The organism is Pusillimonas caeni, assembly GCF_003545815.1.
Lineage (GTDB): Bacteria > Pseudomonadota > Gammaproteobacteria > Burkholderiales > Burkholderiaceae_B > Pusillimonas > Pusillimonas caeni.
Map to the genome: position 1 here is coordinate 1 of NZ_PDUW01000017.1, position 24,897 is coordinate 24,897.

A 24,897-nucleotide genomic window follows, 5' to 3' on the forward strand; every position below is an offset into this window, starting at 1 on the left:
GCGAGATACGTGAAGACATAAACGGCTCAACGGCCGGGCAGGAAACCTGAGCTTAAGAAAAGCGCATCGACGCTGATTGAGTTCTTAGGCTTGCCCGGCGCGGCTCTCATCATGGAGCGGGGATGGAACCCCAACTGACTCCGGATAGATTCAAGCAAGCCTAATTTACGTCAACACCGTCACGCTTGCAAAATGCGGGCTGACCATAGATTCTTAAGCGCCGCTGCGGCTTTCGTAGAAAGCCACGGCCTGGGCCGGGTCGCGGGTACGCGCGAAAGGCGGCAGGCCGCGCCATAGCAGGCGTCCGTAGGGCTTGTCGACCATGCGGGTATCGCCCACCATCAACACGCCCCAATCTCTTTCCGAGCGTATCAGCCGGCCCGCCCCCTGCTTGAGCGCAATGGCGGCTTCGGGCACCTGATATTCCATGAAGGGATTGCCGCCATTGCTGCGGCATTGATTCAAGCGTGCCTCCAATACAGGATCGTCCGGCGGTGCGAACGGCAGCTTGTCGATGGCGACCAGCGTCAGGGCTTCTCCGGGAACGTCGATGCCCTCCCAGAAACTGGCGCTGCCCACCAGCACCGCGTCGCGGCTGGCCTGAAAGCGCTCCAGCAGCGCGCGCCGCGAACTGTCTCCCTGCTTGAGCAGCAGCCGCTCTACGCCTCTTTCTTCGAACCGCTCTTCCAGCAGTTCGGCGATGCGGTCGACGGCGCGCAAGGTCGTGCACAGGACCAGCGCGCCGCCTGGAGTGGCCTCGATGAGAGGGGTCAGCACATCGACGAACTTCTGGTTGAAGTTGGGATGGCTGGGCAGCGGCAGGCCCTGCGGCACCAGCAGCAGCCCCTGGGTGGAGTAATCGAAGGGCGACTCCCAACGCAGGGTCTGGGCTTCCCACAGGCCCAGCTGGCGCTGGAAATGGCCGAAATCGCCATGCACCGACAGGGTCGCCGAAGTCATGATCCAGGTCTGATCCGGCCGCCGGTAACGCGAGAAGATGCGCGCCACGGACAAGGGCGCGCTATGCAGACGCATGTAGTGGGTGCCCGCCTCGACCCAGCGCACCGCCGCCTCGTCCTCGGCAGGGTTCTCGGCCCGCAGCGCATTGCGCCCCTGCCGGTCGGGCTGGCTCCACTGAAACAGGCGTGCCCTCAGTTCCAGGCAACTGTTGGCCGCGGCGGCCAGATCGGGATGCTTGTCCGACACCGCCTGCAGCAGGCCGCAGGCCTTGTCCATGGCTTGCAGCAGCTTGTCCAGCGCCTCGTCGAACTCCTGGGCGTTGGGCAGCGCCTCGAATGTGGCTTTGCGGCCGGGCAGCCCATCGAGCGGCGCGGCCGCCAGCCGCAAGGCGCGCGCGCCCTGCTCGACCGCCTTGCCCGCCTCGCTCCAGTTGGTCGCTTCGCGGGCATGGGCCAGGCCCGCGGCCTCGATGCCGCGCGCCAGGTCGAGCAATTGATGAGACGAGACGCTGACGCCCAGGAAGCGGGTGGCAATGTCAGGAAGCTGATGCGCCTCGTCGAAGACCACCATGTCCACGGAGGGCAGCAGGTCGGTGATGCCTTCTTCGCGCAAGGCCAGGTCGGCCATGAAGAGGGCATGGTTGACCACGACCAGGTCGGCTTCCTGGGCCTGGCGCCGCGCCTTGAGCACGAAGCAGTCGCGTACATGCGGGCACTCCTGGCCCAGGCAGTTCTCGCGGGTGGACGTGACCCGGCTCCAGATGTCCGCATCTTCGGGCACCTCGGCCAGTTCGGCCCGGTCGCCGCTGCGCGACTTTTGCGCGAACACCTGTATCTGGCGCAGCTGGCCCACCTCGGCGCGCGACTTGAGCGCGCGGTCGTCGCCGGACAGGCGCTGCAGATGGTAGTGGCAGACATAGTTGCCGCGCCCCTTGAGCAGCGCCACGTCGATGGGCAGCGCCAACGCTTCGCGCAGCCTGGGCAGGTCGCGGCGGAACAGCTGGTCTTGCAGCGTGCGCGTGCCGGTCGACACCAATACCTTGGCGTTGCTCAGGAAGGCGGGCACCAGATAGGCCCATGTCTTGCCGGTGCCGGTGCCGGCCTCGGCGATCAGGGTGGAGTGGTCGTGCAGAGCCTGGCCGATGGCCTGGGCCAGTTCCAATTGGGCCTGGCGCGGCCGATAGCCGTCCACTTTCTGGGCGATGGGGCCCTGTTCGGAAAAAATCTCGGTAAGCTCTTGCGACAGCATCGGGAACGCTTCTTTACAATATTTGCTCGGCCCACAGCGGATAATACCCGGCCGACGCATGTTCGGGGCCTGCCTTGTGGCAAAATGCCCCGCTTGAACCTGTTTTTCAGATTGGCCATGACTAGTACTTCCGCAGCATCCGCGCCCGACGCTTCCGTCCAAGGCAAACCCGAACACATCATCGCGCTGCTCGCCGGCGAGCTCGGCGCCAAGCCTCATCAAGTGGCCGCCGCGGTCGAGCTGCTGGACGGCGGCGCCACCGTGCCCTTCATCGCCCGCTATCGCAAAGAGGCCACGGGCGGGCTCGACGATACCGTGCTGCGCAACCTGGAGGTACGGCTGATCTACGTGCGCGAGCTCGAAGAGCGCCGCGCAGCGGTGCTGGAATCCATCGAGCAGCAAGGCAAGCTGACTGAAGAACTGGCCCGTGAAATTCGCGCCGCCGATACCAAGCAGCGCCTGGAAGACCTGTATGCGCCGTACAAGCCCAAACGGCGCACCCGCGCGCAGATCGCCCGCGAGGCGGGACTGGAGCCTCTGGCCGATGCCATTGTAGCCGAGCCGGGCTGCGATCCGGCGGCCATGGCGGCCGGCTACCTCAATCCCGAAGCGGGCGTCAACGACGCCAAGGCGGCCCTGGACGGCGCGCGTGACATCCTGGCGGAGCGCTATGCCGAGGATGCCGACCTGCTGGCCGATCTGCGTGAGCACCTGTGGAACACCGGCAGGCTGTATTCCAAGGTCGCCGACGGCAAAGAAGCCGAAGGCGCAAACTTCCGCGACTGGTTCGACTTCAGCGAGACGCTGCGCACCCTGCCCTCGCATCGCGTGCTTGCCCTGCTCCGGGGCAGGCAGCAGGGCGTGCTCGAGCTGCGCCTGGGCCTGGAAGCCGAACTCGAAGCCCAGACGCCCCACCCCTGCGTCGCCCGCATCGCACAGCGCCTGGGCCTGGACGTCGATTTTTCGGCCGACGCGGCGCCCCGCAAACGCTGGCTGGCCGAGGTGTGCCGCTGGACATGGCGGGTCAAGCTGCTTACCGCCTTCGAAACCGAACTCATCGGCCGCTTGCGTGAAAACGCCGAGGCCGAGGCGATCAGGGTGTTCGCCGCCAATCTGAAAGACCTGCTGCTGGCCGCCCCCGCCGGCCCCAAAGCGGTCATGGGGCTGGATCCCGGCATACGCACAGGCGTCAAGGTGGCCGTCATCGACCCCACCGGCAAGCTGCTCGACACGGCTACCGTCTATCCCTTTGAACCCAGGCGCGACCGCGAAGGCTCGATCAATACGCTGGCCGCCCTGGCCACCCGTCATCGCGTCGAACTGGTCGCGATCGGCAACGGCACGGCTTCGCGCGAGACCGAGAAGCTGGTCGGCGACATGCTAAGCGCCTTCCCCCAGCTCAAGCTTACCCGCGTCGTCGTCTCCGAGGCCGGCGCCTCGGTGTATTCGGCCTCCGAGCTCGCGGCGCAAGAATTTCCCGACCTGGACGTCAGCCTGCGCGGCGCGGTCTCCATTGCCCGCCGCCTGCAGGACCCCCTGGCCGAACTCGTCAAGATCGAACCCAAGGCCATCGGCGTGGGCCAGTACCAGCACGACGTCAACCAGCGCGAACTGGCGCGCTCGCTCGACGCCGTCATCGAAGACTGCGTCAATGCCGTGGGCGTCGATGTCAACACCGCTTCCGCTCCCCTGCTCAGCCGGGTCTCGGGGCTGAACTCCCTGCTGGCGCGCAACATCGTCGCCTGGCGCGACGAAAACGGCGCCTTCGCCAACCGCAAGATGCTGATGAAGGTCTCTCGCTTTGGCGACAAGGCCTTCGAACAGGCTGCCGGCTTCCTGCGCATCGCCAATGGCGATAACCCGCTGGACGCCTCGGCTGTCCACCCCGAGGCCTATCCGGTAGTCGAACGCATCCTGAAGAAAATAGATGCCGACGTACGCCAGATCATGGGCAGGCAGGCAGCCCTGAAGGGCGTGTCGCCGTCCGAATTCACCGACGACCGCTTCGGCTTGCCCACCGTGCGCGACATCTTCGCCGAACTGGAAAAGCCCGGCCGCGATCCGCGCCCCGAATTCCAGACGGCCCAGTTCAAAGAAGGCGTCAACACGCTCAACGACCTGCACGAAGGCATGATTCTCGAAGGCGTGGTCACCAACGTCGCCAACTTCGGGGCCTTTGTCGACATCGGCGTGCACCAGGACGGTCTGGTGCACATCTCGGCGCTGGCCGACCGCTACGTCAAGGATCCCCGCGACGTCGTGCGGGTCGGACAGACGGTCAAGGTCAAGGTGCAGGAAGTGGACATCGCCCGCAAGCGCGTCGGCCTGACCATGCGCCTGGATGACGATGCCGCACCCGCGGCGCGGCGCAACGCCGGCGCACGAGCAGATCGTCCCCGGGGGGCGGGCCAACCCCGGGCCGGCCGCCCCGAAACGGGCCAATCCATGGGCGCCATGGCTGCGGCCTTCGCCAAGCTCAAGCGTTAGGACCGGTTAAACACAAAAAGGAGGGGGGCATGGAACAAGACGAGGTCCAGCGCAAGCTCGCCACCCTGGTCGAGCTGCTTAGCTGCCACGACCTGGACGAGCACGAGGTCGAAGGCATTGTTTCTCTGTGCATGCAGGCGCGGCGCGAACCCGAACGCACCCTGGCCGAGAACTATGGCGAAGATGCCGCGCAAGTGGCGCGCTACGATCCGGCCGGCGTCGTGGCCTTTGTGATCTTCACCGAACTGGAAGACTACTTCGCTGTCTCCGACACGGTGGACGAGCTGCATGAGCAGATCATCGCCGCCTTCGAAACGCCCGCGCTGCCGGACTATCCTTACGACGACAATCGGTTCGAGACCGTCGCCGACTATTTTTCCTGGCTGGATGAGCAATTGCTCATCCACCACCCCAAGTATCGCCTGATCGAATTCGGGCAAAGCTATACGCACGATTTCCAGACCGTGCTGGTATTGCGCGACAGTGTGGCGCAGATTCTCGCCCTGTGCGAGGAACTGGACATGTTCGCCCAGCCCTGCTCCGATTGAAGCGCCGCCGGCGTTTAAAGCTCGGCCAGCGCCGCGCGCAGCGCCGGCAGTTCGGCCTCGGGCAGCCGGCATACCAGCACACCGTCCATCATCAGCTCGACGGTTCCCTCGCGACTCTGCACGGCCTCTTCGGGCAGGCCCTGCTGCAGGCGCTTGATCATCATGCCGGCCGCCTGCGGGTTGTCGAAGGGCTCGGAAAGCAGCAGCTCGCCGCCTCCGGCGGCCTGAAGCCTGAAGCGGAAGCGGCCGTCTTCGTCGCGAAAGCTGACGAAGCGCGCCTTTTTACCGGCCGGCTTGGCCGGAGCGTGCGCGGGCGCCGCGGCGGCCGATGGGCTGCGCAGGCCGACCGCCTCGCGCAAACGCTCCATCAGCGGCGTGGCCAGCGCCCGCGCCTTGAGCGCGCCGGCCTGAAGGATTTCCTCGATGCGCTCGGGGTGCGCCATCAGTTCATCGTAGCGCTCGCGCATGGGGCCGAGCTCGTGCTCGATGAGGGCGAACAACTGCTCCTTGGCCTCGCCCCAGCCCATCCCCTCTTCGAGCGCACGGCGGAACTGAGCGCTTTGCTCGGGCCGGGCGAAGGCGCGGTACAACATGTAAAGGTGCGATCCTTCGGCGTCCTTGGGCTCGCCCGGCTGGCGTGAATCGGTGACGATGCGCATGACGGCCGCGCGCGTCGCCTTGGCGCCGCCCTCGAAAAGCGGGATCGTGTTGTCGTAGCTCTTGGACATCTTGCGCCCGTCCAGACCCGGCAAGGTGGCCACCTCATCATCGATCTGCACCTCGGGCAGCACGAAGAAATCCTCGCCGCGTCCATACAGATGATTGAAGCGCTGCGCAATGTCGCGCGCCATCTCGAGATGCTGGATCTGATCCCTGCCGACGGGCACCTTGTGGGCGTTGAACATCAGAATGTCGGCCGCCATCAGCACGGGGTAGGAAAAAAGCCCCATGGTGACGCCGTCGTCCGGATCCACGCCCTTGGCGGTATTCTGGTCGACCGAAGCCTTGTAGGCGTGAGCCCGGTTCATCAGGCCCTTGGCGGTCACGCAGCTGAGCATCCAGCACAGCTCGGGAATCTCGGGGATGTCGGACTGGCGGTAAAAGGTGACCTTGTCGGGATCGAGCCCCGCCGCGATCCAGGTGGCCGCGATCTCGAGCCGCGAACGCGCCACGCGCTGCGGATCGTCGCACTTGATCAGGGCATGGTAGTCGGCCATGAAATAAAAAGCGTCGACCTCGGGCCGGCGGCTGGCTTCGATCGAGGGACGGATGGCGCCGGCATAGTTGCCCAGGTGGGGCGTTCCGGAGGTGGTGATGCCGGTCAGTACGCGGGTAGTCATGATGTGGCAGTCAAGGTTTACAGTTCGGCCGTCGCGCGGCGTTCGGATTCAAGGTATTCACGCGATTGCATCTCGACGATGCGCGATACCGTGCGATGGAATTCATTGGACATCGGGCCATCAGTATATAGCTCGTCGGCGGGGCATTCGGCCGAGATGACCAGCTTGACCTTGTGGTCGTAGAAGACGTCGATCAGCCAGGTGAAGCGCCGGGCGGCCGAGGCGTGGCGGGGTTCCATCCGGGGCACATCCGAGAGAATGACGGCCTGGAAGCGGCTGGCCAGATCCAGGTAGTCGTTCTGCGAACGCGGGCCCTCGCACAGGGTGGCGAAGTCGAACCACACGACGCTGCCGCTCAGGGCGATCGCCTGCAGCTCCCGGTTCTCGACCGTCAGCACCGGCTTGAGCGCCGCCGTGTCGGCCAGCCGATCGAAGATGGCGCGCAGCTGCTGGTTGGTATCCTGGCGTATGGGCGTCAGGTACATGGGCACCTGTTCGAGCGTACGGCGCCGATAGTCCACGCCTGTATCCACATTGAGCACGTCCAGCCGGTCATAGATCAACTTGATCGCCGGCAGGATGCGGTCGCGGTGCAGGCCGTCCGGGTACAGGCCCGAGGGTTCGTAGTTCGATGTCATGACGAAAGACGTGCCGTGCTCGAACAGCTTGAGCAGCAGCCGGTACAGAATCATGGCGTCGGCCACGTCGGACACGTGGAATTCGTCGAAACAGATCAGGCGGTAGCGCTTGGCGATGCGCCGCGCGACTTCGTCCAGCGGGTCGGCCCGGCCCTTGACCTCGCCCAGCTCGCGGTGCACGCCGCGCATGAACTCGTGGAAATGCAGGCGCGCCTTGCGCTTGAGCGGCACCGTCTGGTAGAAGGCGTCCATGAGGAAGCTCTTGCCGCGCCCCACCCCGCCCCACATGTAGACCCCGCGGGGAATGTCCGGCCGCTTGAACAGCTTGCGCAAGGGAGATGAACGCGCCTGCTTGTACAGCACCCAATCGTCGTAGAACGCCTGCAGGCGCTCTATCGCCGCCAGCTGCGCCTCGTCGGGCTGATAGCCCCGCTCTTCGAGCGCCTGCTGATAATAATCACGAACATTCATGAACCACGGAACCCATAAGATGAAAAGGGGGCGAGACGCCCCCTTTTCTTTTTTACCGCCGGGCCGCCCCAAGGTAAAAAGCGCCCCCCTGGGGGGCAGCAAGCGGGCGCCAGCCCTTGCGGCGTGGGGGCATATTTTCAGCCCCGGCCGCCCATCAGAAGTTGAGCGTGCGCTTGTCGACGGCGAGCGCGGCTTCTTTCATGGCTTCGGACAAGGTCGGATGGGCATGGCAGATGCGTGCGATGTCTTCGGCGGCGCCGCGGAACTCCATGATGGTGACCGCTTCGGCAATCAATTCGGAGGCCAGCGGACCGACGATGTGCACGCCCAGCACTTCGTCGGTCTTGGCGTCGGCCAGCACCTTGACGAAGCCCGTCGTGTCGCCCAGCGCCCGCGCGCGGCCATTGGCCATGAACGGGAAGCTGCCCGCCTTGTAGTCGACCCCGGCCGTCTTGAGCTGCTGCTCGGTGCGTCCCACCCAGGCTATCTCGGGCGAGGTGTAGATGACGTTGGGAATGACCGCGTAGTTGACGTGGCCGTGCTGGCCGGCGATGTGCTCGGCCACGGCGACGCCTTCTTCTTCAGCCTTGTGCGCAAGCATGGGCCCGCGCACCACGTCGCCCACCGCCCATACGTTGTTGAGGTTGGTGCGGCAGTCGTCGTCGACCACGATGAAGCCCCGCTCGTCGAGCTTGAGGCCCACGGTCTCGACGCCCAGCCCTTCGGTGTGCGGCACCCGGCCGATGGAGACGATGAGGTTGTCGACCACCAGGGACTGCTCGGCGCCCGAAGCGTCGGTATAGGGCACGGTGACCGACTTGGCAGCGGTCTTGACTTCGCCGATCTTGACGCCCGTCTGGATCTTGAGGCCCTGCTTGGTGAAGGACTTGAGCGCTTCTTTGGCAACTTGCTGGTCGGCAACGGCCAGGAAGTCGGGCATGGCTTCGAGGACGGTGACCTCGGCGCCCAGGCGGCGCCAGACGCTGCCCAGTTCGAGGCCGATGACGCCGGCGCCGATGACGCCCAGCTTTTTGGGAACCGCCGGAATGCGCAAGGCACCGTCATTGGAAAGAATTTTCTTTTCGTCGAAAGGCAGGCCCGGAAGCGCGCGCGGCGACGAGCCGGTTGCAACGACGACGTGCTTGGCGACCAGGTCTTCTTCGGACGGGCCGGACACCTTGATCGACCAGCCACCGTCCACCTGCGCCACGAACGAGCCCGTGCCGTGGAAGAAGGTGACCTTGTTCTTCTTGAACAGATACAGAATGCCCTCGTTGTTCTGCTTGACGACGGAATCCTTGCGACCCACCAGGGTGTCGAGCTTCAGGCTCAGGCCCTTGACCTCGATGCCATGCTCGGAGAAATGCGTCGAGGCCTGCTCGTAATGCTCGGACGACTGCAGCAAAGCCTTGGAGGGAATGCAGCCCACATTGGTGCAGGTGCCGCCCGGAGCGGGCTTGCCTTCGGCCGTGGACCATGCATCGATGCATGCCACCGACATGCCCAGCTGCGCGGCGCGGATGGCGGCGATGTAGCCTCCGGGACCGGCTCCAATTACCACTACGTCGAATTGTTTAGCCATTGTATGTACTCAATAAAAGAGGATGCGCATGCCTGTGCGCGTCAAAGCCCCGCGGCGCGCGGCGGCCGGGCCGCCACGGGCCACGCGAGGCCGCGCCCCGCGCCGACGCGAACGTGGGCGCGTTGGACGGGGGCGCGTGGGCGGGTCATGTATCCGAACCTGGAATCAGACGTCCAGCAGCAGGCGCTGGGGATCTTCCAGCGCTTCCTTCATGGCCACCAGGGACAGCACGGCTTCGCGGCCGTCGATGATGCGGTGGTCGTAGGACAGGGCCAGGTAGTTCATCGGACGAATGACGATCTGGCCGTTTTCGACCACCGGGCGGTCTTTGGTGGCGTGGATGCCGAGAATCGCCGACTGGGGCGGGTTGATGATGGGCGTGGACAGCATGGAGCCGAAGACGCCGCCGTTGGAGATGGAGAAGGTGCCGCCGGTGAGCTCTTCGAGGGTGAGCTTGCCGTCACGCGCGCGCGCGCCGAAGTCGGCGATCTGCTTCTCAATTTCGGCGATGGAAAGCTGGTCGGCATTGCGCAGGATGGGCACGACCAGGCCGCGCGGACTGCCCACGGCGATGCCGATGTCGAAGTAGCCGTGATAGATGATGTCCTTGCCGTCGACCGATGCGTTGACGACGGGGTACTTCTTGAGGGCGGCGACCGCGGCCTTGACGAAGAATGAGGTGAAGCCCAGCTTGACGCCGTGCTCTTTCTCGAACTTGTCCTTGTAGCGCGCGCGCAGGTCGAGGATACCCTGCATGTTGACCTCGTTGAAGGTCGTGAGAATGGCGTTCTCGGACTGCGATTGCAGCAGGCGCTCGGCCACGCGGGCGCGCAGTCGGCTCATGGGGACGCGCTGCTCGGGGCGGCCGTCCAGCGACAGCGCGGGAGCGGCGGCGGGCGCCGCGGCGGCCTTCTTGGGAGCGGAATCGGCCGACAGGGCGTCGCCCTTGGTGATGCGGCCGCCGCGGCCCGAGCCTTCGACGCTGGAGGGATCGATGCCCTTCTCGGCCAGGATCTTGCCCGCCGCGGGCGAGGCGATGGCCGAGGCCGGCGCGGAAGCCGGAGCCGCTGCCGGGGCGGCGGCCGCCTGGGGCGCAGGCGCCGCCTCGGCGGCGGGCGCCGCGGCCGCCGGAGCCGCGCTGGCCTTGGCTTCGGTGTCGATGCGCGCCAGCACCTCGCCCGACGCGACGGTGCTGCCGTCGGCCTTGACGATTTCGCTCAGGACGCCGGCGGCGGGCGCGGGCACTTCGAGCACGACCTTGTCGGTTTCGACCTCGATCAGGATCTCATCGGCCTGGACGGCTTCGCCGGGCTGCTTCTTCCAGTTGAGCAGCGTGGCCTCGGAGATGGATTCGGAAAGCTGCGGTACGAGAACTTCTGTGATTGCCATGGTGTTTTTCCGTGATGATGAGTGTTCGTTACTTGGTCAGCATGAAGCCCTTGAATTTGGCAGCCATGGCCTGTTCAAGCAGATTGCGCTGCTGTTCCTGGTGCTTGGCCAGATAGCCCACCGCCGGCGACGCGGACGCGCTGCGTCCGGCGTAGCCCAGGCGTTGGCCTTCCACCATATTCTCGTACAAATGGTGTTGAATATAAAACCAGGGACCCTGATTCTGCGGTTCGTCCTGAACCCAGACGATTTCTTTGGCGTTGCCGTACTTTTGCAGCTCGGCCTGGAAAGCCTTGTGCGCAAAGGGATACAGCTGCTCGACACGCAGAATGGCGATGTCGGAGCGGCCGGCGTCGGCGCGCGCATGAACCAGGTCGTAATACACCTTGCCCGAACACACGAGCACGCGCTTGACGGCGGCGGCGTCGATGGTTTCGTCCTGCTCGCCGATGACGAGCTGGAACTGGCCTTCGGCCAGGTCGCTGAGCGGCGAGGTGGCGTCCTTGTTGCGCAGCAGCGACTTGGGCGTGAAGATGACCAGCGGCTTGCGGAACGGACGGATCATCTGGCGCCGCAGCACGTGGAAGATCTGGGCGCCGTTGGTGGGCTGGACCACCTGCATGTTGTTGTCGGCGCACAATTGCAGAAAGCGCTCGATGCGGGCGGACGAGTGCTCGGGGCCCTGGCCCTCGTAGCCGTGGGGCAGCATCAGGGTAAGGCCGCACTGCCGGCCCCACTTGGCCTCGCCCGACGAAATGAACTGGTCGATGACGACCTGGGCGCCGTTGACGAAGTCGCCGAACTGGGCTTCCCAGATGGTGAGCGTATTGGGCTCGGCGGTGGCGTAGCCGTACTCGAAGCCCAGGACGGCCTCTTCGGACAGCACCGAATCGATCACCAGGAAAGGCGCCTGCTTGTCGGAGACGTTCTGCAGCGGAATGTAGGCGCCGTCGTTCCAGCGGTCACGCTTCTGGTCGTGCAGCACCGCGTGGCGGTGGGTGAACGTGCCGCGGCCCGAATCCTGGCCGGTGATGCGCACGGCATAGCCGGAGGCCACCAGCGTGGCCAAAGCCAGGTGCTCGCCCATGCCCCAGTCGAGCCTGGCCTCGCCGCGGGCCATCTTGAGCCGGTCATTGAGCAGTTTGTTGACGAGCGGATGGACGGTGAAGCCTTCGGGCACCGTGGTGAGCTTTTCGCCGATGCGGGTGAGCTCGGCGACGGGCACGCCGGTGTCGGCCTGGTCGGTCCATTTGGCGTTGAGGAAGGGAGTCCAGTCGGTCGAGTACTTGTTCTTGTAGTCGGTCAGAACCTGCTCGACGGTGCGCTTGCCGTCCTCCATGAGCTGGCGGTAGCCCTTGACGAGTTCGTCGGGCTCGCCTTCGCTCATGACGCCCTGGGCGACGAGCTTGTCGGCGTACAGCTTGCGGGTGCCGGGATGCTGGCCGATGCGCTTGTACATCAGCGGCTGGGTCAACGAGGGGGTGTCCTGCTCGTTGTGGCCCAGCTTGCGGAAGCAGACGATGTCGACCACGACGTCGTGCTTGAATTCGCGGCGATAGTCCAGCGCCAATTGCGTGACGTAGACCACGGCTTCGGGGTCGTCGCCGTTGACGTGGAATACCGGCGCCTCGATCATCTTGACGACGTCGGTACAGTACAGCGTGGAACGCGTGTCGCGCGGATCGGAGGTGGTGAAGCCGATCTGGTTGTTGATGACGATGTGCAGCGTGCCGCCCGTACCATAGCCGCGGGTCTGCGCCAGGTTGAGGGTTTCCATGACCACGCCCTGTCCCGCGAAGGCGGCGTCGCCGTGCACCAGCACCGGCAGCACCTGGCTGCGATCCGTGTCGCCGCGGCGCTCTTGGCGGGCGCGGACGCTGCCCTCGACCACTGGATTGACGATCTCGAGGTGGGAAGGGTTGAAGGCCAGCGACAGGTGGACGGGGCCTCCGCGCGTGGACAGGTCGCTGGAGAAGCCGTTGTGGTATTTGACGTCGCCGTCGGTCAGGGCCTGGCTGTGCTTGCCTTCGAATTCGGCAAACAGGTCGCTGGGCATCTTGCCCATGATGTTGACCAGCAGGTTGAGGCGGCCGCGGTGGGCCATGCCCACGACGATTTCCTGCACGCCGTTTTCGCCGGCGTGGTTGACGACCTCGTCCATCGAGGCGATGAAGCTTTCGCCGCCTTCGAGCGAGAAGCGCTTCTGCCCGACGTATTTGGTGTGCAGATAGCGCTCGAGGCCTTCGGCCTCGGTGAGCTGCTGCAGGATTCGGGTTTTGCGTTCGGCCGAGAACGCCGGCACGCCCACGGTGGACTCCAGGCGCTCTTGGATCCAGCGCTTGGCGGCGGGATCGGAGATGTGCATGAACTCGGCGCCCACGGTGCGGCAGTACGTATCGCGCAAGGCCTTGAGCATGTCGCGCATGGTCATGGCGTCGGCCTTGGTGAAATACGTGTTGGTGGCCGCATAGACCTGGTCGAGGTCGGCCTCGGTCAGGCCATAGAATGCGGGATCGAGCTCGGGGATGGTGGGACGTTCCTGGCGCTTGAGCGGGTCGAGGTCGGCCACGCGCACACCCAGCGTGCGATACGCGGCGATAAGCGTCTGGACGGAGACCTGCTTGCCGGCGACCGCGAGATCGGGCTCTTGCACGCGGGCGATGAAGGCATTGGCCTTGGCGCGCTGCGCGAACGACTCGATGATGGGCGCGTGGGCCTGGTCGCGGGTGATTTCCTGGCCGTCTGTGGCCGGCTGGTGCTGAAGCTGATCGAAGTAGTTACGCCATTGCTCGGAAACCGAACCTGGATTGTCCAGATAGGATTCGTAGAGTTCCTCTACGTATGGGGCGTTGCTACCAAAAAGATACGAGTTTGCTAAAAGTTCTGTTTCCGATGACATATAAGCGCTTCACCTATCCGAGTGTCTCACTCGTTATGATGCAGGACAACCTTCCGCGACACGGCCAGACCGGTTAGCGGATAGCGGGGGGCAGAAGGCAACGTGTACGACGCCTTGATTAGCCGTAGTACGGGTAGTATACCCACAAACTTCCAGTATGTAACGCGCGGAACGGCGGGGAACGGCCCTTTGCGGAAAAAGCGTTGACGATAAGTGACACTCGGCCGGCTGGCAACATCGCTCACGGCATCGTGACCAACGCATTACACTTACGCTTTGTACAATTCAGTCAACACGGTGGTTCTTGCCAGCCAAGACCGGCTCCAGACGGCCGGCCCCAAACCGGCCGGACACGCTATTTTTGCTTTTCGATTTCAGGAGTTACACCCAAGATGGATGCCAACGCGGACCTCTCGAAACTGGCGCTCGACTATCACGCCCACCCCACCCCGGGCAAGATCTCGGTGACGCCCACCAAAACGCTGGCCAACCAGGACGACCTGTCGCTGGCCTATTCGCCCGGCGTGGCGGTCGCCAGCATGGCCATCCACGCCGGCGGCGAAGAAGCCGCCGCCATGTACACCTCGCGCTCCAACCTGGTGGGCGTCATCACCAACGGCACGGCGGTGCTGGGCCTGGGCAATATCGGCCCCTTGGCCGCCAAGCCCGTCATGGAGGGCAAGGGCTGCCTGTTCAAGAAGTTCGCCGGCATCGACGTGTTCGACATCGAGCTGGCCGAAACCGACCCCGACAAGCTGGTCGACATCATCGCCGCGCTCGAACCCACCCTGGGCGGCGTGAACCTCGAAGACATCAAGGCGCCCGAGTGCTTCTACATCGAGAAGAAGCTGCGCGAACGCATGAAGATCCCGGTCTTCCATGACGACCAGCACGGCACCGCCATCATTTCCGCCGCCGCCATCCTCAATGGCCTGAAAGTGGTCGGCAAGGACATCGGCTCGGTGAAGCTGGTGTGCTCGGGCGCCGGCGCGGCCGCCATCGCCTGCCTGAACCTGCTCGTCAGCCTGGGCGTGCCCCGCTCCAATATTTTCGTGGTCGACTCGCGCGGCGTCATCCACGAAGGCCGCGAAAGCAATATGGAGCCCACCAAGGCGGCGTATGCGCAGAAGACCGATGCCCGCACGCTGGCCGACGTGTGCCGTGACGCCGACGTCTTCCTGGGCTGCTCGGCCCCCGGCGTGCTGACCGCCGACATGGTCAAGAGCATGGCCGACCGTCCGCTCATTCTGGCCCTGGCCAACCCCGAACCCGAGATCCGCCCCGAGGCCGCCAAGGCCGCCCGTCCCGACTGCGTCATGGCCACCGGCCGCTCCGACTATCCCAACCAGGTCAACAATGTCCTGTGCTTCCCCTTCATTTTCCGGGGCGCCATGGACGTCGGCGCCACGGTCATCAACGAAGAAATGAAGCTGGCCTGCGTGCGCGCCATCGCCGAACTGGCCGAGGCCGAGCAGAACGACGAGGTCGCCAACGCCTATGCGGGCCAGGACCTCACCTTTGGCCCCGAGTACATCATTCCCAAGCCCTTCGATCCGCGCCTGATCGTCAAGATCGCTCCGGCGGTGGCGCAGGCCGCGATGGAGTCCGGCGTGGCCACGCGCCCCATCGCCGACATCGAAGCCTATCGCCAGAAGCTCATGAGCCTGGTCTACCACACGGGCCAGCTCATGCGCCCGCTGTTCATGCAGGCCAAGAACGCGCCCAAGCGCGTCATCTATGCCGACGGCGAAGATGAACGCGTGCTGCGTGCGGCCCAGGTCGTGATCGACGAGCAGATCGCCCAGCCCATACTCATCGGCCGCCCCAGCGTCATCGAGATGCGCATCCAGAAGTTCGGCCTGCGCCTGACTCCCGGCGAAAACATCGAGATCGTCAACCCCGAGGATGACGAGCGCTTCAACGAGACATGGAGCGGCTACTACAAGCTGCAGGGCCGCAACGGCGTCACGCCCGACATCGCCAAGGCCATGGTGCGCAAGCACAACTCGCTGATCGGCGTCATGCTGCTGCAGCGCGGCGACGCCGACGCCCTGCTGTGCGGCGCCGCCAGCCGCTACGACAACCAGCTGCGCTACGTCGATGAAGTCATCGGCCTGCGCGAGGGCGCGCAAACCTACGCCGCCATGAACGTACTCATGCTGCCCGACCAGACGCTGTTCATCTGCGACACCCACGTCAACGAGAACCCCACGGCCGAACAGATCGCGGACATGACCATCCAGGCCGCCGCCGAAGTGCTGCGCTTCGGCGTCATACCCAAGATCGCCCTGCTTTCGCACTCGAACTTCGGCAGCCGCGTCACCGAGTCGTCCAGAAAAATGGCGCGCGCCCGCGAGATCATCGCCGAACGCGCTCCGCAGCTCGAGGTCGACGGCGAAATGCACGCCGACGCGGCGCTGTCCGAACGGATCCGCCTCAAGGCCTTCCCCGATTCCACGCTTAAAGGCCCGGCCAACCTGCTGATCACGCCCAATCTCGACACCGGCAACATCACCTACAACATGCTCAAGATGACGGGCAGCAACGGGGTCGCCATGGGCCCCGTCCTGCTGGGCGCAGCCCGCCCCGTGCACATCCTGACCACCAGCGCGACCGTGCGCCGCATCGTCAACATGACGGCGCTGGCGGTGGTCGATGCGCAGCAAGAGGCGGGGCAGGTTCAGTTGTAAGCCGCAATCCGCCGCTGCTGCCGCCCAGCGCGGCGCATTCGACCGGCAAAGCCTTCGGGTTCTGCCGGTTTTTTCTTGCTTCCAATGCGTCAGTGCCGGGGCTCTTTACGCCGGACGACGCAAAAAAAACGCCCCGAAGGGCGTTTTTTTTTGCGCGGTGTGCGAACGAACCGCAGCCGGTATTACTTGGCCGCGACGTCGCGAGGAGCGTAGCCGGTGTACAACTGGCGCGGACGGCCGATCTTGTAGTCGGGGTCGGACAGCATCTCGTTCCATTGCGCGATCCAGCCCGTCGTGCGGGCCAGCGCGAAGATGGCCGTGAACATCGAAGTGGGGATGCCGATGGCGCGCTGCACGATGCCCGAGTAGAAATCGACGTTGGGATACAGCTTGCGGTCGACGAAGTACGGGTCTTCGAGGGCGATGCGCTCGAGCTCCATGGCCAGCTTGAACAGCGGGTCGTTTTCCAGGCCCAGGGCGCCCAGCACTTCTTTGCAGGTTTCCTGCATCAGCTTGGCGCGCGGATCGTAGTTCTTGTAGACCCGGTGGCCGAAGCCCATCAGGCGAACGCCGGAGTTCTTGTCCTTGACCTTCTCCATGAACTCGCCGACCTTGGCCACGCCGCCGTTGGCCTGCAGCTCTTCGAGCATCTGCAGGCAGGCCTCGTTGGCGCCGCCGTGAGCGGGCCCCCACAGGCATGCGACGCCCGCCGCGATGGCGGCGAAGGGGTTGGTGCCCGACGAACCGCACAGACGCACCGTGGACGTCGACGCGTTCTGCTCGTGGTCGGCGTGCAGGATGAAGATGCGGTCGAGCGCGCGCTCGACGACTTCATTGACCTTGTACTCTTCGCAAGGCGTGGCGAACATCATGCGCAGGAAATTGCCCGTGTAGGACAGATCGTTCTGCGGATAGATGTAGGGCTGGCCCATGGAGTACTTGTACGCCATGGCCACCAGGGTGGGCAGCTTGGCGATCAGCCGGATGGCCGAGATCTCGCGATGGCGCGCGTTGGTGATGTCGGTGGAGTCGTGGTAGAAGGCCGACATTGCGCCCACCAGGCCGGTCAGCACCGCCATGGGATGGGCGTCGCGCCGGAAGCCGCGCAGGAACGTCTGCATCTGCTCGTGAACCATGGTGTGGTTCGTGACCAGGGAGTCGAACTCGCGCTTTTGCTCGGCGTTGGGCAGTTCGCCGTTCAGGATCAGATAGCTGACATCCATGAAGTCGCAGGTTTGCGCGAGCTGGTCGATGGGATATCCGCGATACAGCAGCTGGCCCTTGTCGCCGTCGATATACGTGATGGACGATTCGCACGAAGCGGTCGCCAGAAAGCCCGGGTCGTAGGTGAACATGCCCGTTTGGCCGTAGAGCTTGCGAATATCGATGACATCAGGCCCGATCGTGCCCTGGTACACCGGGAATTCGACGGACGCGCTGCCGTCGGATAGCGACAGGGTGGCTTTTTTATCTGATAGTTGCATCTTTTCAATCCTCAAAATGTTACAGCTCTCGCATTTGCGCGACCAGACGGTGCAGCTCGGGAGTGTCGTACTCCCCTTCGAGCTCGGTGCGGGCCAGCAATACGTCAAGCAATTCATTGTCCCCCATCTCGAAAAGCAGAGTGAGGGCCTGCACATCGGCGTCGGTAAGCTGGTCTTCGAACTGATCCAGAAACTTCGTGATGATCAGATCGTTCTCCAACAGACCGCGCCGGGCTCGCCAACGCAAGCGCGGGCGGTCGATTTCCGACTGTTTTTTCATTGGCTATCGCCTTAGATGGTGCGACGGACCAGGAGCTCCTTGATCTTGCCGATGGCCTTCGCCGGGTTGAGCCCCTTGGGACAGACGTCCGTACAGTTCATGATGGTATGGCAGCGGAACAGGCGATACGGGTCTTCGAGGTTGTCCAGGCGCTCGGCCGTGGCTTCGTCGCGCGTGTCGACGATGAAGCGATACGCCTGCAGCAGGCCGGCCGGGCCGACGTATTTGTCGGGGTTCCACCAGAACGACGGGCAGGCGGTGGAGCAGCATGCGCATAGGATGCACTCGTACAGGCCGTCGATTTCTTCGCGGGCCTCGGGGGTTTGCAGACGCTCTTTCTCGGGCGGCGGCTGATCGTTGATCAGGAAGGGCTTGATCGAATGATACTGGTTGAAGAAGTGCGTCATGTCGACGATGAGGTCGCGCACCACGGGCAGGCCGGGCAGCGGGCGCAGCACGATGGGCTCGCTGAGTTCGCGCAGGTTGGTGGTGCAGGCCAGGCCGTTCTTGCCATTGATGTTCATGGCATCGGAACCGCACACGCCCTCGCGGCAGGAGCGGCGCAGCGCCAGGCTGTCGTCGACGTCGTGCTTGATGCGCACCAGCGCGTCGAGCAGCATCTTGTCGTTGGGCTGCAGCTCGACCTCGAGCTTCTGCATGTAGGGACGCTCGTCCTTGTCGGGATCGTAGCGGTAAATCTCAAATTTGACGATACGTTTTTCGCTCATTTCTGTATCCTGCTTAGAAGGTCCGTGCCTTGGGCGGGAAGCTCTCGACGGTTAGCGGCTTCATTTGCACAGGCTTGTATTCGAGGCGGCGGTCTTCGGAGAACCACAGCGTGTGGCGCAGCCAGTTCTCGTCGTCGCGCTCGGGATAGTCGTCGAGGGCATGCGCACCCCGGCTTTCGGTGCGGTTGGCGGCCGACTTGGTGGTGGCCAGCGCGACTTCCTTCATGTTGGCCAGTTCGAGGGCTTCCATGCGGGCCGTGTTCCAGACCTTGGACTTATCCTTGAAGTAGACGTTGTCGCAACGCTCGGCGATCTGCTCCATGTCGGCGACGCCTTCGTTCAGCAGCTTGAGCGTGCGGAACACGCCGCAGTGGTTCTGCATGCTGTTGCGCATGGCGTTGTGGACTTCGTAGACGTTTTCGCCCGAGCTGCGCTTTTCGAGCTCGTTGACCCGGTCGAGCGAAAAGTCGATGGCCGACGGCGGGATGTCCTGATGGGCGTGCTGACGCTCGGGATGCGACTCGACGATGTGGTTGCCCGCGGCGCGGCCGAACACGATGAGGTCCAGCAGCGAGTTGGTGCCGAGGCGGTTGGCGCCGTGCACCGAAGTGGCCGCGCATTCGCCCACGGCGTACAGGCCGCGGACAGGCTTGTCTTCGCCGTTGCGCCAGTCCATGACCTGCCCATAGATGTTGGTGGGCAGGCCGCCCATCTGGTAGTGGATGGTGGGAATGACCGGGATCGGATCCTTGATGGGATCGACGTTGCCGAACTTGATGGCGATTTCGCGGATCGAAGGCAGGCGCTTCATGATGGTTTCCGCCCCGATGTGATCCAGCTTGAGCAGAATGTGATCGGCGTTGGGCCCGCAGCCGCGGCCTTCTTTGATTTCCTGGTCCATCGAGCGCGAGACGAAGTCGCGCGGGGCCAGGTCCTTGAGCGTGGGCGCGTAGCGCTCCATGAAACGCTCGCCGTCCTTGTTGAGCAGGATGCCGCCTTCGCCGCGCACCCCTTCGGTGATGAGCACGCCCGCGCCCGCCACGCCGGTGGGGTGGAACTGCCAGAACTCCATGTCTTCGAGCGGAAGCCCGGCGCGCGCCGCCATGCCAAGGCCGTCGCCCGTATTGATGAAGGCATTGGTGGACGCGGCCCAGATACGGCCCGCGCCGCCGGTGGCCAGCACGGTTTGCTTGGCTTCAAGAACGTAGATGTCGCCGGTTTCGAGCTCGAGCGCCGTAACGCCCAGCACGTCGCCAGCTTCATTGCGCAGCAGGTCGAGCGCCATCCATTCGACGAAGAACTGCGTGCGGGCCGCGACGTTACGCTGGTACAGCGTGTGCAGCATGGCGTGACCGGTACGGTCGGCCGCCGCACAGGCGCGCTGCACGGGCTTCTCGCCGAAATTGGCAGTATGGCCGCCGAAAGGACGCTGGTAGATGGTGCCGTCCGGATTACGGTCGAAAGGCATGCCGAAGTGCTCGAGCTCGTAGACGGCGTTGGGCGCTTCACGGCACATGAATTCGATGGCGTCCTGGTCGCCGAGCCAGTCCGAACCCTTGACGGTGTCGTACATATGCCAGTACCAGTTGTCTTCGCTCATGTTGCCCAGCGAGGCGCTGACGCCGCCCTGCGCCGCCACGGTGTGCGAGCGGGTGGGAAAGACCTTGGACAATACGGCGACCGACAGGCCCGCTTGCGCCAGTTGCAGCGAGCAACGCATGCCGGCCCCGCCGGCACCCACGACCACCACATCGAACTGGCGGCGAGGTAGGGAATGTTTGACAGCAGCCACGGCTTATAGACTCCAGAGAACTTTAGCGAAATAGATGATAGAACCCACCAGCCACAGCACAGTCAGGACCTGCAGAAAGAGGCGCAGGCCGGCCGAGGTGACGTAGTCCATCCAGATGTCGCGCACGCCGATCCAGGCATGCCATGCGACGGAGAAAAAGGCCAGTGTGGCCAGCAATTGACCTACGGGCAGCACGCCCAGATGGAAGGTGAACAGATGCTGCCAGGCTTCGAAGTTCATTTCCGAGGAAAAGAGGAAGCCGAAGAAGAGGATCAGCGTGTAGATGGCCATGATGATGGCGGTACAGCGCTGAACGATGAAATCGAGGGTGCCGTAGTGCGCCCCCACCACGAGGCGTTTCGTGCCGAGACGTTGCTGAGTCGTCATTACCATACTCCGAACAGTTTGAGACCAAATACCACGGTCAGAGCCAGGCTGACCCCAAAGACGACTCCCGCCGATTTTTGCGCCGACACTTTGTCCATGCCGATGTGCAGGTCGAGCACCAGATAGCGGATGCCCGCACAGAAGTGATGCAGATAGCCCCAGATCAGCACGAGCAGCACCAGCTTACAGAGCGGATGCGACACCCAGTCGCGCATGGCGGCGTAGCTTTCTGGCGAAGTGATGCTGGCGGCAAACAGAGGAACGATGACCAGCGGCAGGCTGAGAAACAGCAGGGCGCCGCTGACGCGATGCAAAATTGAGGACTTGCCGGCAAGTGGAAGGTGGTAGGAAAGTATCTGCGCGACGCTTAGATTGCGAAACTGCGGACGCGGCTTGGAAGCTGAATCGGACATGACGGCCTCAAGGTTGTAACAAGTAATTATTGCAAAGCGATACGGAGTATTTTCGCCTATTTGGACGAAGACGATCAAATAAGGAACAAACCCCTTTTGTTAGTTCAAGCTGTTTCGGTAATGGAAGCGTTCGGTGACGTAAAGGCCCCGGCGAACCTCCATGGGGCGGTCGCCGTAGGTGTAGGAAACCCGCTCGACCTGCAGCAGGGGCGTGCCCGGTTCGACTCCGAGCCACTGGGCCGGCTCGGCCGCCGCCGCCATGGCACGGATTTTTTCTTCGGCGCGCACCATGCTGACGCCGTACTCGGACTCGAACAGCGCATACAGCGGCCCCCTGTAGCGCGACAGCGAATCGGCCGTGAGCCCGCGAAACACCGAGCCCGGCAGCCAGATGTCGTCGAGAATGGTGGGCACCTGATCGAAAGACAGCAGCCGGCGAAGATTGACCACGGTGTCGGCCGTGCGCAGCTCGAGCAGGCGAGCAATGTCGACGGGCGCCTTGACACGGCGGCAGTCGAGGATCTGGCTGCCCGACACCGGCTGCTTGCCGTCGTCGGGCGTCAGGCGCAGGAAACGAAAACGCACTTTGGCTTCGTGGTGGGTTGCGACGAAGGTGCCCTTGCCCTGTCTGCGCAGCAGCAGGTTTTCGGCGGCGAGCTCGTCGATGGCCTTGCGCACCGTGCCCTGGCTGACCTGAAAGCGCGAAGCCAGCTCGAGCTCGCTGGGAATGGCCTCGCCCGGCTTCCATTCGCCCCGGTCGAGACTTTGCAGCAGCAAACCCTTGATCTGCTGGTACAACGGGCTGTAGGCCGCGCTGGCTGCAGCGCGCTCGGTGTCGGGCGCGGAGTCTGTCGAGGGTTTGTCGGACATGAAGAAAGACGTTTTCGAATCGTAGGAAATTGCGTGAAACGCCCGCTATTTTCGCACGGTTCCCACATTCTGTCTAACACTCTTCTGTCTTATATAAGATATAAGATTGACGCTATTTTTGATTTCCTCTATGCTTCTAACGTTTTAAACTAGGGAAGTTCTGAGCAAATTGCGCGTGTAACCAGCAGTGCGAATCACCCGGTCCGCAGCTGCGCGCGGCGCGCAATTTATTCAGTGTTTCCCGCCGGATGCCATCCAGAGTCCGTTGACGCCGAACGGCGGCACAGCCGCTCTTTCGGCATCGACGGACATTGTCCATTCATCATCAACCGGAGATCTCCATGTCCAAACCCGCCATGCGCGTCGCCGTCACCGGCGCCGCCGGCCAAATTGGTTACGCCTTGCTGTTCCGTATCGCCTCGGGCGAAATGCTGGGCAAAGACCAGCCCGTCATCCTTCAGTTGCTCGAAATCCCCGACGAAAAGGCCCAGAAGGCGCTCAAGGGCGTGATGATGGAACTGGACGACTGCGCCTTCCCGCTCCTGGCCGGCATGACCGCCCACAGCGATCCGCGAGAGGCCTTCAAAGACGCCGACGTCGCCCTTCTGGTGGGCGCGCGCCCGCGCGGCCCGGGCATGGAGCGCAAGGACTTGCTGCAGGTCAACGCCCAGATCTTCACCGCCCAGGGCAAGGCCCTGAACGAGGTGGCCAGCCGCGACGTCAAGGTGCTGGTGGTCGGCAACCCCGCCAACACCAACGCCTACATCGCCATGAAGTCGGCGCCCGACCTGCCCGCCAAGAACTTCACCGCCATGCTGCGCCTGGACCACAACCGCGCCCTTACCCAACTGGCTGCCAAGTCGGGCAAGCGCGTGGCCGACATCGAGAAGCTCATCGTGTGGGGCAACCATTCGCCCACCATGTACCCGGACATCCGCTTCGCCACGGTCGAAGGCCAGGGCCTGGCCCAGCTCATCAATGACGATGCCTGGAATCGCGACGTTTTCATTCCCACCGTCGGCAAGCGCGGCGCGGCCATCATCGACGCGCGCGGCCTGTCCTCGGCGGCATCGGCCGCCAATGCCGCCATCGACCACGTCCGCGACTGGGTGCTGGGCAGCAACGGCAAGTGGGTCACCATGGGTGTTCCGTCCGACGGCTCCTACGGCATTCCCGAAGGCATCATCTACGGCGTGCCCGTCACCACGGCCAATGGCGAATACACTCGTGTGGAAGGCCTTGAAATCGACGATTTCTCGCGCGAACGCATGGACCACACGCTGAACGAACTGCTCGAAGAGCGCGACGGCGTCAAAGACCTGTTGAGCTGATCGGCAGCCAGCCCCGAGACTGCGCTACGAAGGTCTCCCGGAAGGCCCCGCTGCCACCAAGGCGCGGGGCCTTTTTGCCGCCGGCACCGATCGAGGCGAGCCGGCGCACTGCGGAGCCCTTGCATTTTTCAACCAGCCAGGCCATGGTGCCAAAGGATCTCTCCGTGTCAACGCATACCAGACCCGCGTCGCCGGGCGCGCTGTTTCGCCAGGCGCTGCGACAAGAGCGTCCCCTGCAGATCGTCGGCGCCATCAATGCCAACCATGCCCTGCTGGCCAAGCGGGCGGGCTTTCGCGCCGTCTATGTGTCGGGCGGCGGCGTGGCCGCCGGCTCGCTCGGGCTTCCCGACCTGGGCATCAACACGCTGGACGACGTGCTGACCGACGTGCGGCGCATCACCGACGTGTGCGACCTGCCGCTGCTGGTGGACATCGATACCGGCTTCGGGCCTTCGGCCTTCAACATCGCACGCACCATAAGAAGCCTGGAGAAGGCCGGCGCCGCCGCCTGCCACATCGAGGACCAGGTGGGCGCCAAGCGCTGCGGGCACCGCCCCGGCAAGGAAATCGTTTCCGCCGATGAGATGGCCGATCGCGTCAAGGCGGCGGTCGATGCGCGCCGCGACCCCGACTTCTTCGTGATTGCGCGCACAGACGCCATCGCGGTCGAAGGCGTGGATGCCGCGCTGGAGCGCGCCCAGGCCTGCGTCGAAGCGGGCGCCGACGCCATCTTTGCCGAAGCCTCCGGAGACCTGAACACCTACACCAAGTTCAGCCGGGTGTTGGGCGTGCCCATACTGGCCAACATCACCGAGTTCGGCAGCACCCCTCTGTTCACCCTGCCCGAGCTGGAAGGCGCCGGCGTGGACATGGCGCTTTATCCCCTCTCGGCCTTCCGGGCCATGAACAAGGCGGCCGAAACCGTCTACGGCGCCATCCGGCGCGACGGCCACCAAAGAAACGTCATCGACCTGATGCAGACTCGCGAAGAACTGTACGACCGCATCGGCTACCATGATTTCGAACAACAGCTCGACGCCCTCTTCCGGCACACGAAACCCCGCTGACATCCAGCGACCCATACGGAGACACGCCATGGCTACTGCAACCAAGAAAACCGCCGACTCCACCCCGAAGCCCAAGAAATCCGTCGCCCTGTCGGGCGTCGTAGCCGGCAACACGGCCCTGTGCACGGTGGGGCGCAGCGGCAACGACCTGCATTACCGCGGCTACGACATTCTCGACATCGCCGACACCAGCGAATTCGAGGAGATCGCCCACCTGCTCGTTCACGGCAGCCTGCCCACCCGCGCAGAGCTCAAGGCCTACAAAGAAAAGCTGCGGCGGCTGCGGGGCCTGC

At 64.1% G+C, this 24,897-nt stretch carries 19 protein-coding genes; 6 read left to right on the forward strand and 13 right to left on the reverse strand.

The genetic code is table 11. The features are described 5' to 3' along the window. Positions 1–213 precede the first annotated feature (213 nt). Positions 214–2,208 carry a DNA repair helicase YoaA gene (gene yoaA, locus CSC67_RS20945; RefSeq protein ID WP_118996416.1) on the reverse strand — a complete coding sequence of 665 codons (1,995 nt, stop codon included), beginning with the start codon at positions 2,206–2,208 and terminating at the stop codon, positions 214–216. A 117-nt stretch (positions 2,209–2,325) separates the two neighbouring features. Between yoaA and CSC67_RS20950 the strand changes: the two genes are divergently transcribed. Both CSC67_RS20950 and CSC67_RS20955 read left to right on the forward strand, forming a co-directional pair. Next, entirely contained in the window at positions 2,326–4,695 is a 2,370-nt protein-coding gene (locus tag CSC67_RS20950; RefSeq protein WP_118996431.1) for a Tex family protein, read from the forward strand. Positions 4,696–4,724: 29 nt separating this feature from the next. Further along, positions 4,725–5,243 (forward strand): hypothetical protein, encoded by a 519-nt coding sequence (locus CSC67_RS20955; RefSeq protein ID WP_118996417.1) that lies wholly within the window; start codon positions 4,725–4,727, stop codon positions 5,241–5,243. 14 nt (positions 5,244–5,257) lie between these two features. On the opposite strand, the gene CSC67_RS20960 is transcribed toward CSC67_RS20955, so the two are convergent. The 5 genes from CSC67_RS20960 to CSC67_RS20980 form a co-directional block, all read right to left on the reverse strand. Then, positions 5,258–6,583: a tryptophan--tRNA ligase gene (locus tag CSC67_RS20960; protein WP_118996418.1), complete on the reverse strand. Its 1,326-nt coding sequence runs from the start codon at positions 6,581–6,583 to the stop codon at positions 5,258–5,260. A gap of 17 nt (positions 6,584–6,600) precedes the next feature. Then, positions 6,601–7,692, reverse strand: coding sequence for a cell division protein ZapE (gene zapE / locus CSC67_RS20965; protein WP_118996419.1), 1,092 nt, complete (start codon positions 7,690–7,692; stop codon positions 6,601–6,603). 154 nt (positions 7,693–7,846) lie between these two features. Further along, positions 7,847–9,274, reverse strand: a complete 1,428-nt coding sequence (gene lpdA, locus CSC67_RS20970; protein ID WP_118996420.1) for a dihydrolipoyl dehydrogenase — start codon at positions 9,272–9,274, stop codon at positions 7,847–7,849. Positions 9,275–9,439: 165 nt separating this feature from the next. Then, on the reverse strand, positions 9,440–10,663 hold the full coding sequence (odhB, locus tag CSC67_RS20975; RefSeq protein ID WP_118996421.1) for a 2-oxoglutarate dehydrogenase complex dihydrolipoyllysine-residue succinyltransferase: 1,224 nt from the start codon (positions 10,661–10,663) through the stop codon (positions 9,440–9,442). A 28-nt stretch (positions 10,664–10,691) separates the two neighbouring features. Continuing rightward, positions 10,692–13,562 carry a 2-oxoglutarate dehydrogenase E1 component gene (locus CSC67_RS20980; RefSeq protein ID WP_118996422.1) on the reverse strand — a complete coding sequence of 957 codons (2,871 nt, stop codon included), beginning with the start codon at positions 13,560–13,562 and terminating at the stop codon, positions 10,692–10,694. A 392-nt stretch (positions 13,563–13,954) separates the two neighbouring features. Here CSC67_RS20980 and CSC67_RS20985 point away from each other — a divergent pair, with 392 nt between their 5' ends. Next, positions 13,955–16,252 carry an NADP-dependent malic enzyme gene (locus tag CSC67_RS20985; protein WP_118996423.1) on the forward strand — a complete coding sequence of 766 codons (2,298 nt, stop codon included), beginning with the start codon at positions 13,955–13,957 and terminating at the stop codon, positions 16,250–16,252. A gap of 182 nt (positions 16,253–16,434) precedes the next feature. Here CSC67_RS20985 and gltA read toward each other — a convergent pair whose 3' ends face one another. The 7 genes from gltA to CSC67_RS21020 all read right to left on the reverse strand — a co-directional run bounded on the left by gltA (position 16,435) and on the right by CSC67_RS21020 (position 22,206). Further along, on the reverse strand, positions 16,435–17,736 hold the full coding sequence (gltA, locus tag CSC67_RS20990; protein ID WP_118996424.1) for a citrate synthase: 1,302 nt from the start codon (positions 17,734–17,736) through the stop codon (positions 16,435–16,437). A 19-nt stretch (positions 17,737–17,755) separates the two neighbouring features. Continuing rightward, entirely contained in the window at positions 17,756–18,016 is a 261-nt protein-coding gene (locus CSC67_RS20995) for an FAD assembly factor SdhE (protein ID WP_118996425.1), read from the reverse strand. Positions 18,017–18,027: 11 nt separating this feature from the next. Beyond that, a complete protein-coding gene (locus tag CSC67_RS21000) occupies positions 18,028–18,744 on the reverse strand; it encodes a succinate dehydrogenase iron-sulfur subunit (RefSeq protein WP_017524223.1) in 717 nt (238 codons plus the stop codon). Between the two features lie 13 nt (positions 18,745–18,757). Then, complete coding sequence (gene sdhA / locus CSC67_RS21005) at positions 18,758–20,536, reverse strand: succinate dehydrogenase flavoprotein subunit (protein WP_118996426.1); 1,779 nt, start codon at positions 20,534–20,536, stop codon at positions 18,758–18,760. Between the two features lie 3 nt (positions 20,537–20,539). Next, on the reverse strand, positions 20,540–20,923 hold the full coding sequence (gene sdhD, locus CSC67_RS21010; protein WP_118996427.1) for a succinate dehydrogenase, hydrophobic membrane anchor protein: 384 nt from the start codon (positions 20,921–20,923) through the stop codon (positions 20,540–20,542). Next, complete coding sequence (gene sdhC, locus CSC67_RS21015) at positions 20,923–21,336, reverse strand: succinate dehydrogenase, cytochrome b556 subunit (protein ID WP_118996428.1); 414 nt, start codon at positions 21,334–21,336, stop codon at positions 20,923–20,925. The genes sdhD and sdhC overlap by 1 nt, the downstream gene beginning before the upstream one ends. Before the next feature lie 99 nt (positions 21,337–21,435). Beyond that, positions 21,436–22,206 carry a GntR family transcriptional regulator gene (locus CSC67_RS21020; RefSeq protein ID WP_118996429.1) on the reverse strand — a complete coding sequence of 257 codons (771 nt, stop codon included), beginning with the start codon at positions 22,204–22,206 and terminating at the stop codon, positions 21,436–21,438. A gap of 341 nt (positions 22,207–22,547) precedes the next feature. Between CSC67_RS21020 and CSC67_RS21025 the strand changes: the two genes are divergently transcribed. The 3 genes from CSC67_RS21025 to CSC67_RS21035 form a co-directional block, all read left to right on the forward strand. Then, positions 22,548–23,537, forward strand: coding sequence for a malate dehydrogenase (locus CSC67_RS21025; RefSeq protein ID WP_118996430.1), 990 nt, complete (start codon positions 22,548–22,550; stop codon positions 23,535–23,537). Between the two features lie 164 nt (positions 23,538–23,701). Beyond that, positions 23,702–24,604, forward strand: coding sequence for a methylisocitrate lyase (prpB, locus tag CSC67_RS21030; protein WP_425337677.1), 903 nt, complete (start codon positions 23,702–23,704; stop codon positions 24,602–24,604). 28 nt (positions 24,605–24,632) lie between these two features. Further along, the coding region (locus tag CSC67_RS21035; RefSeq protein ID WP_280814132.1) for a citrate/2-methylcitrate synthase at positions 24,633–24,897 on the forward strand (265 nt) is incomplete at its 3' end.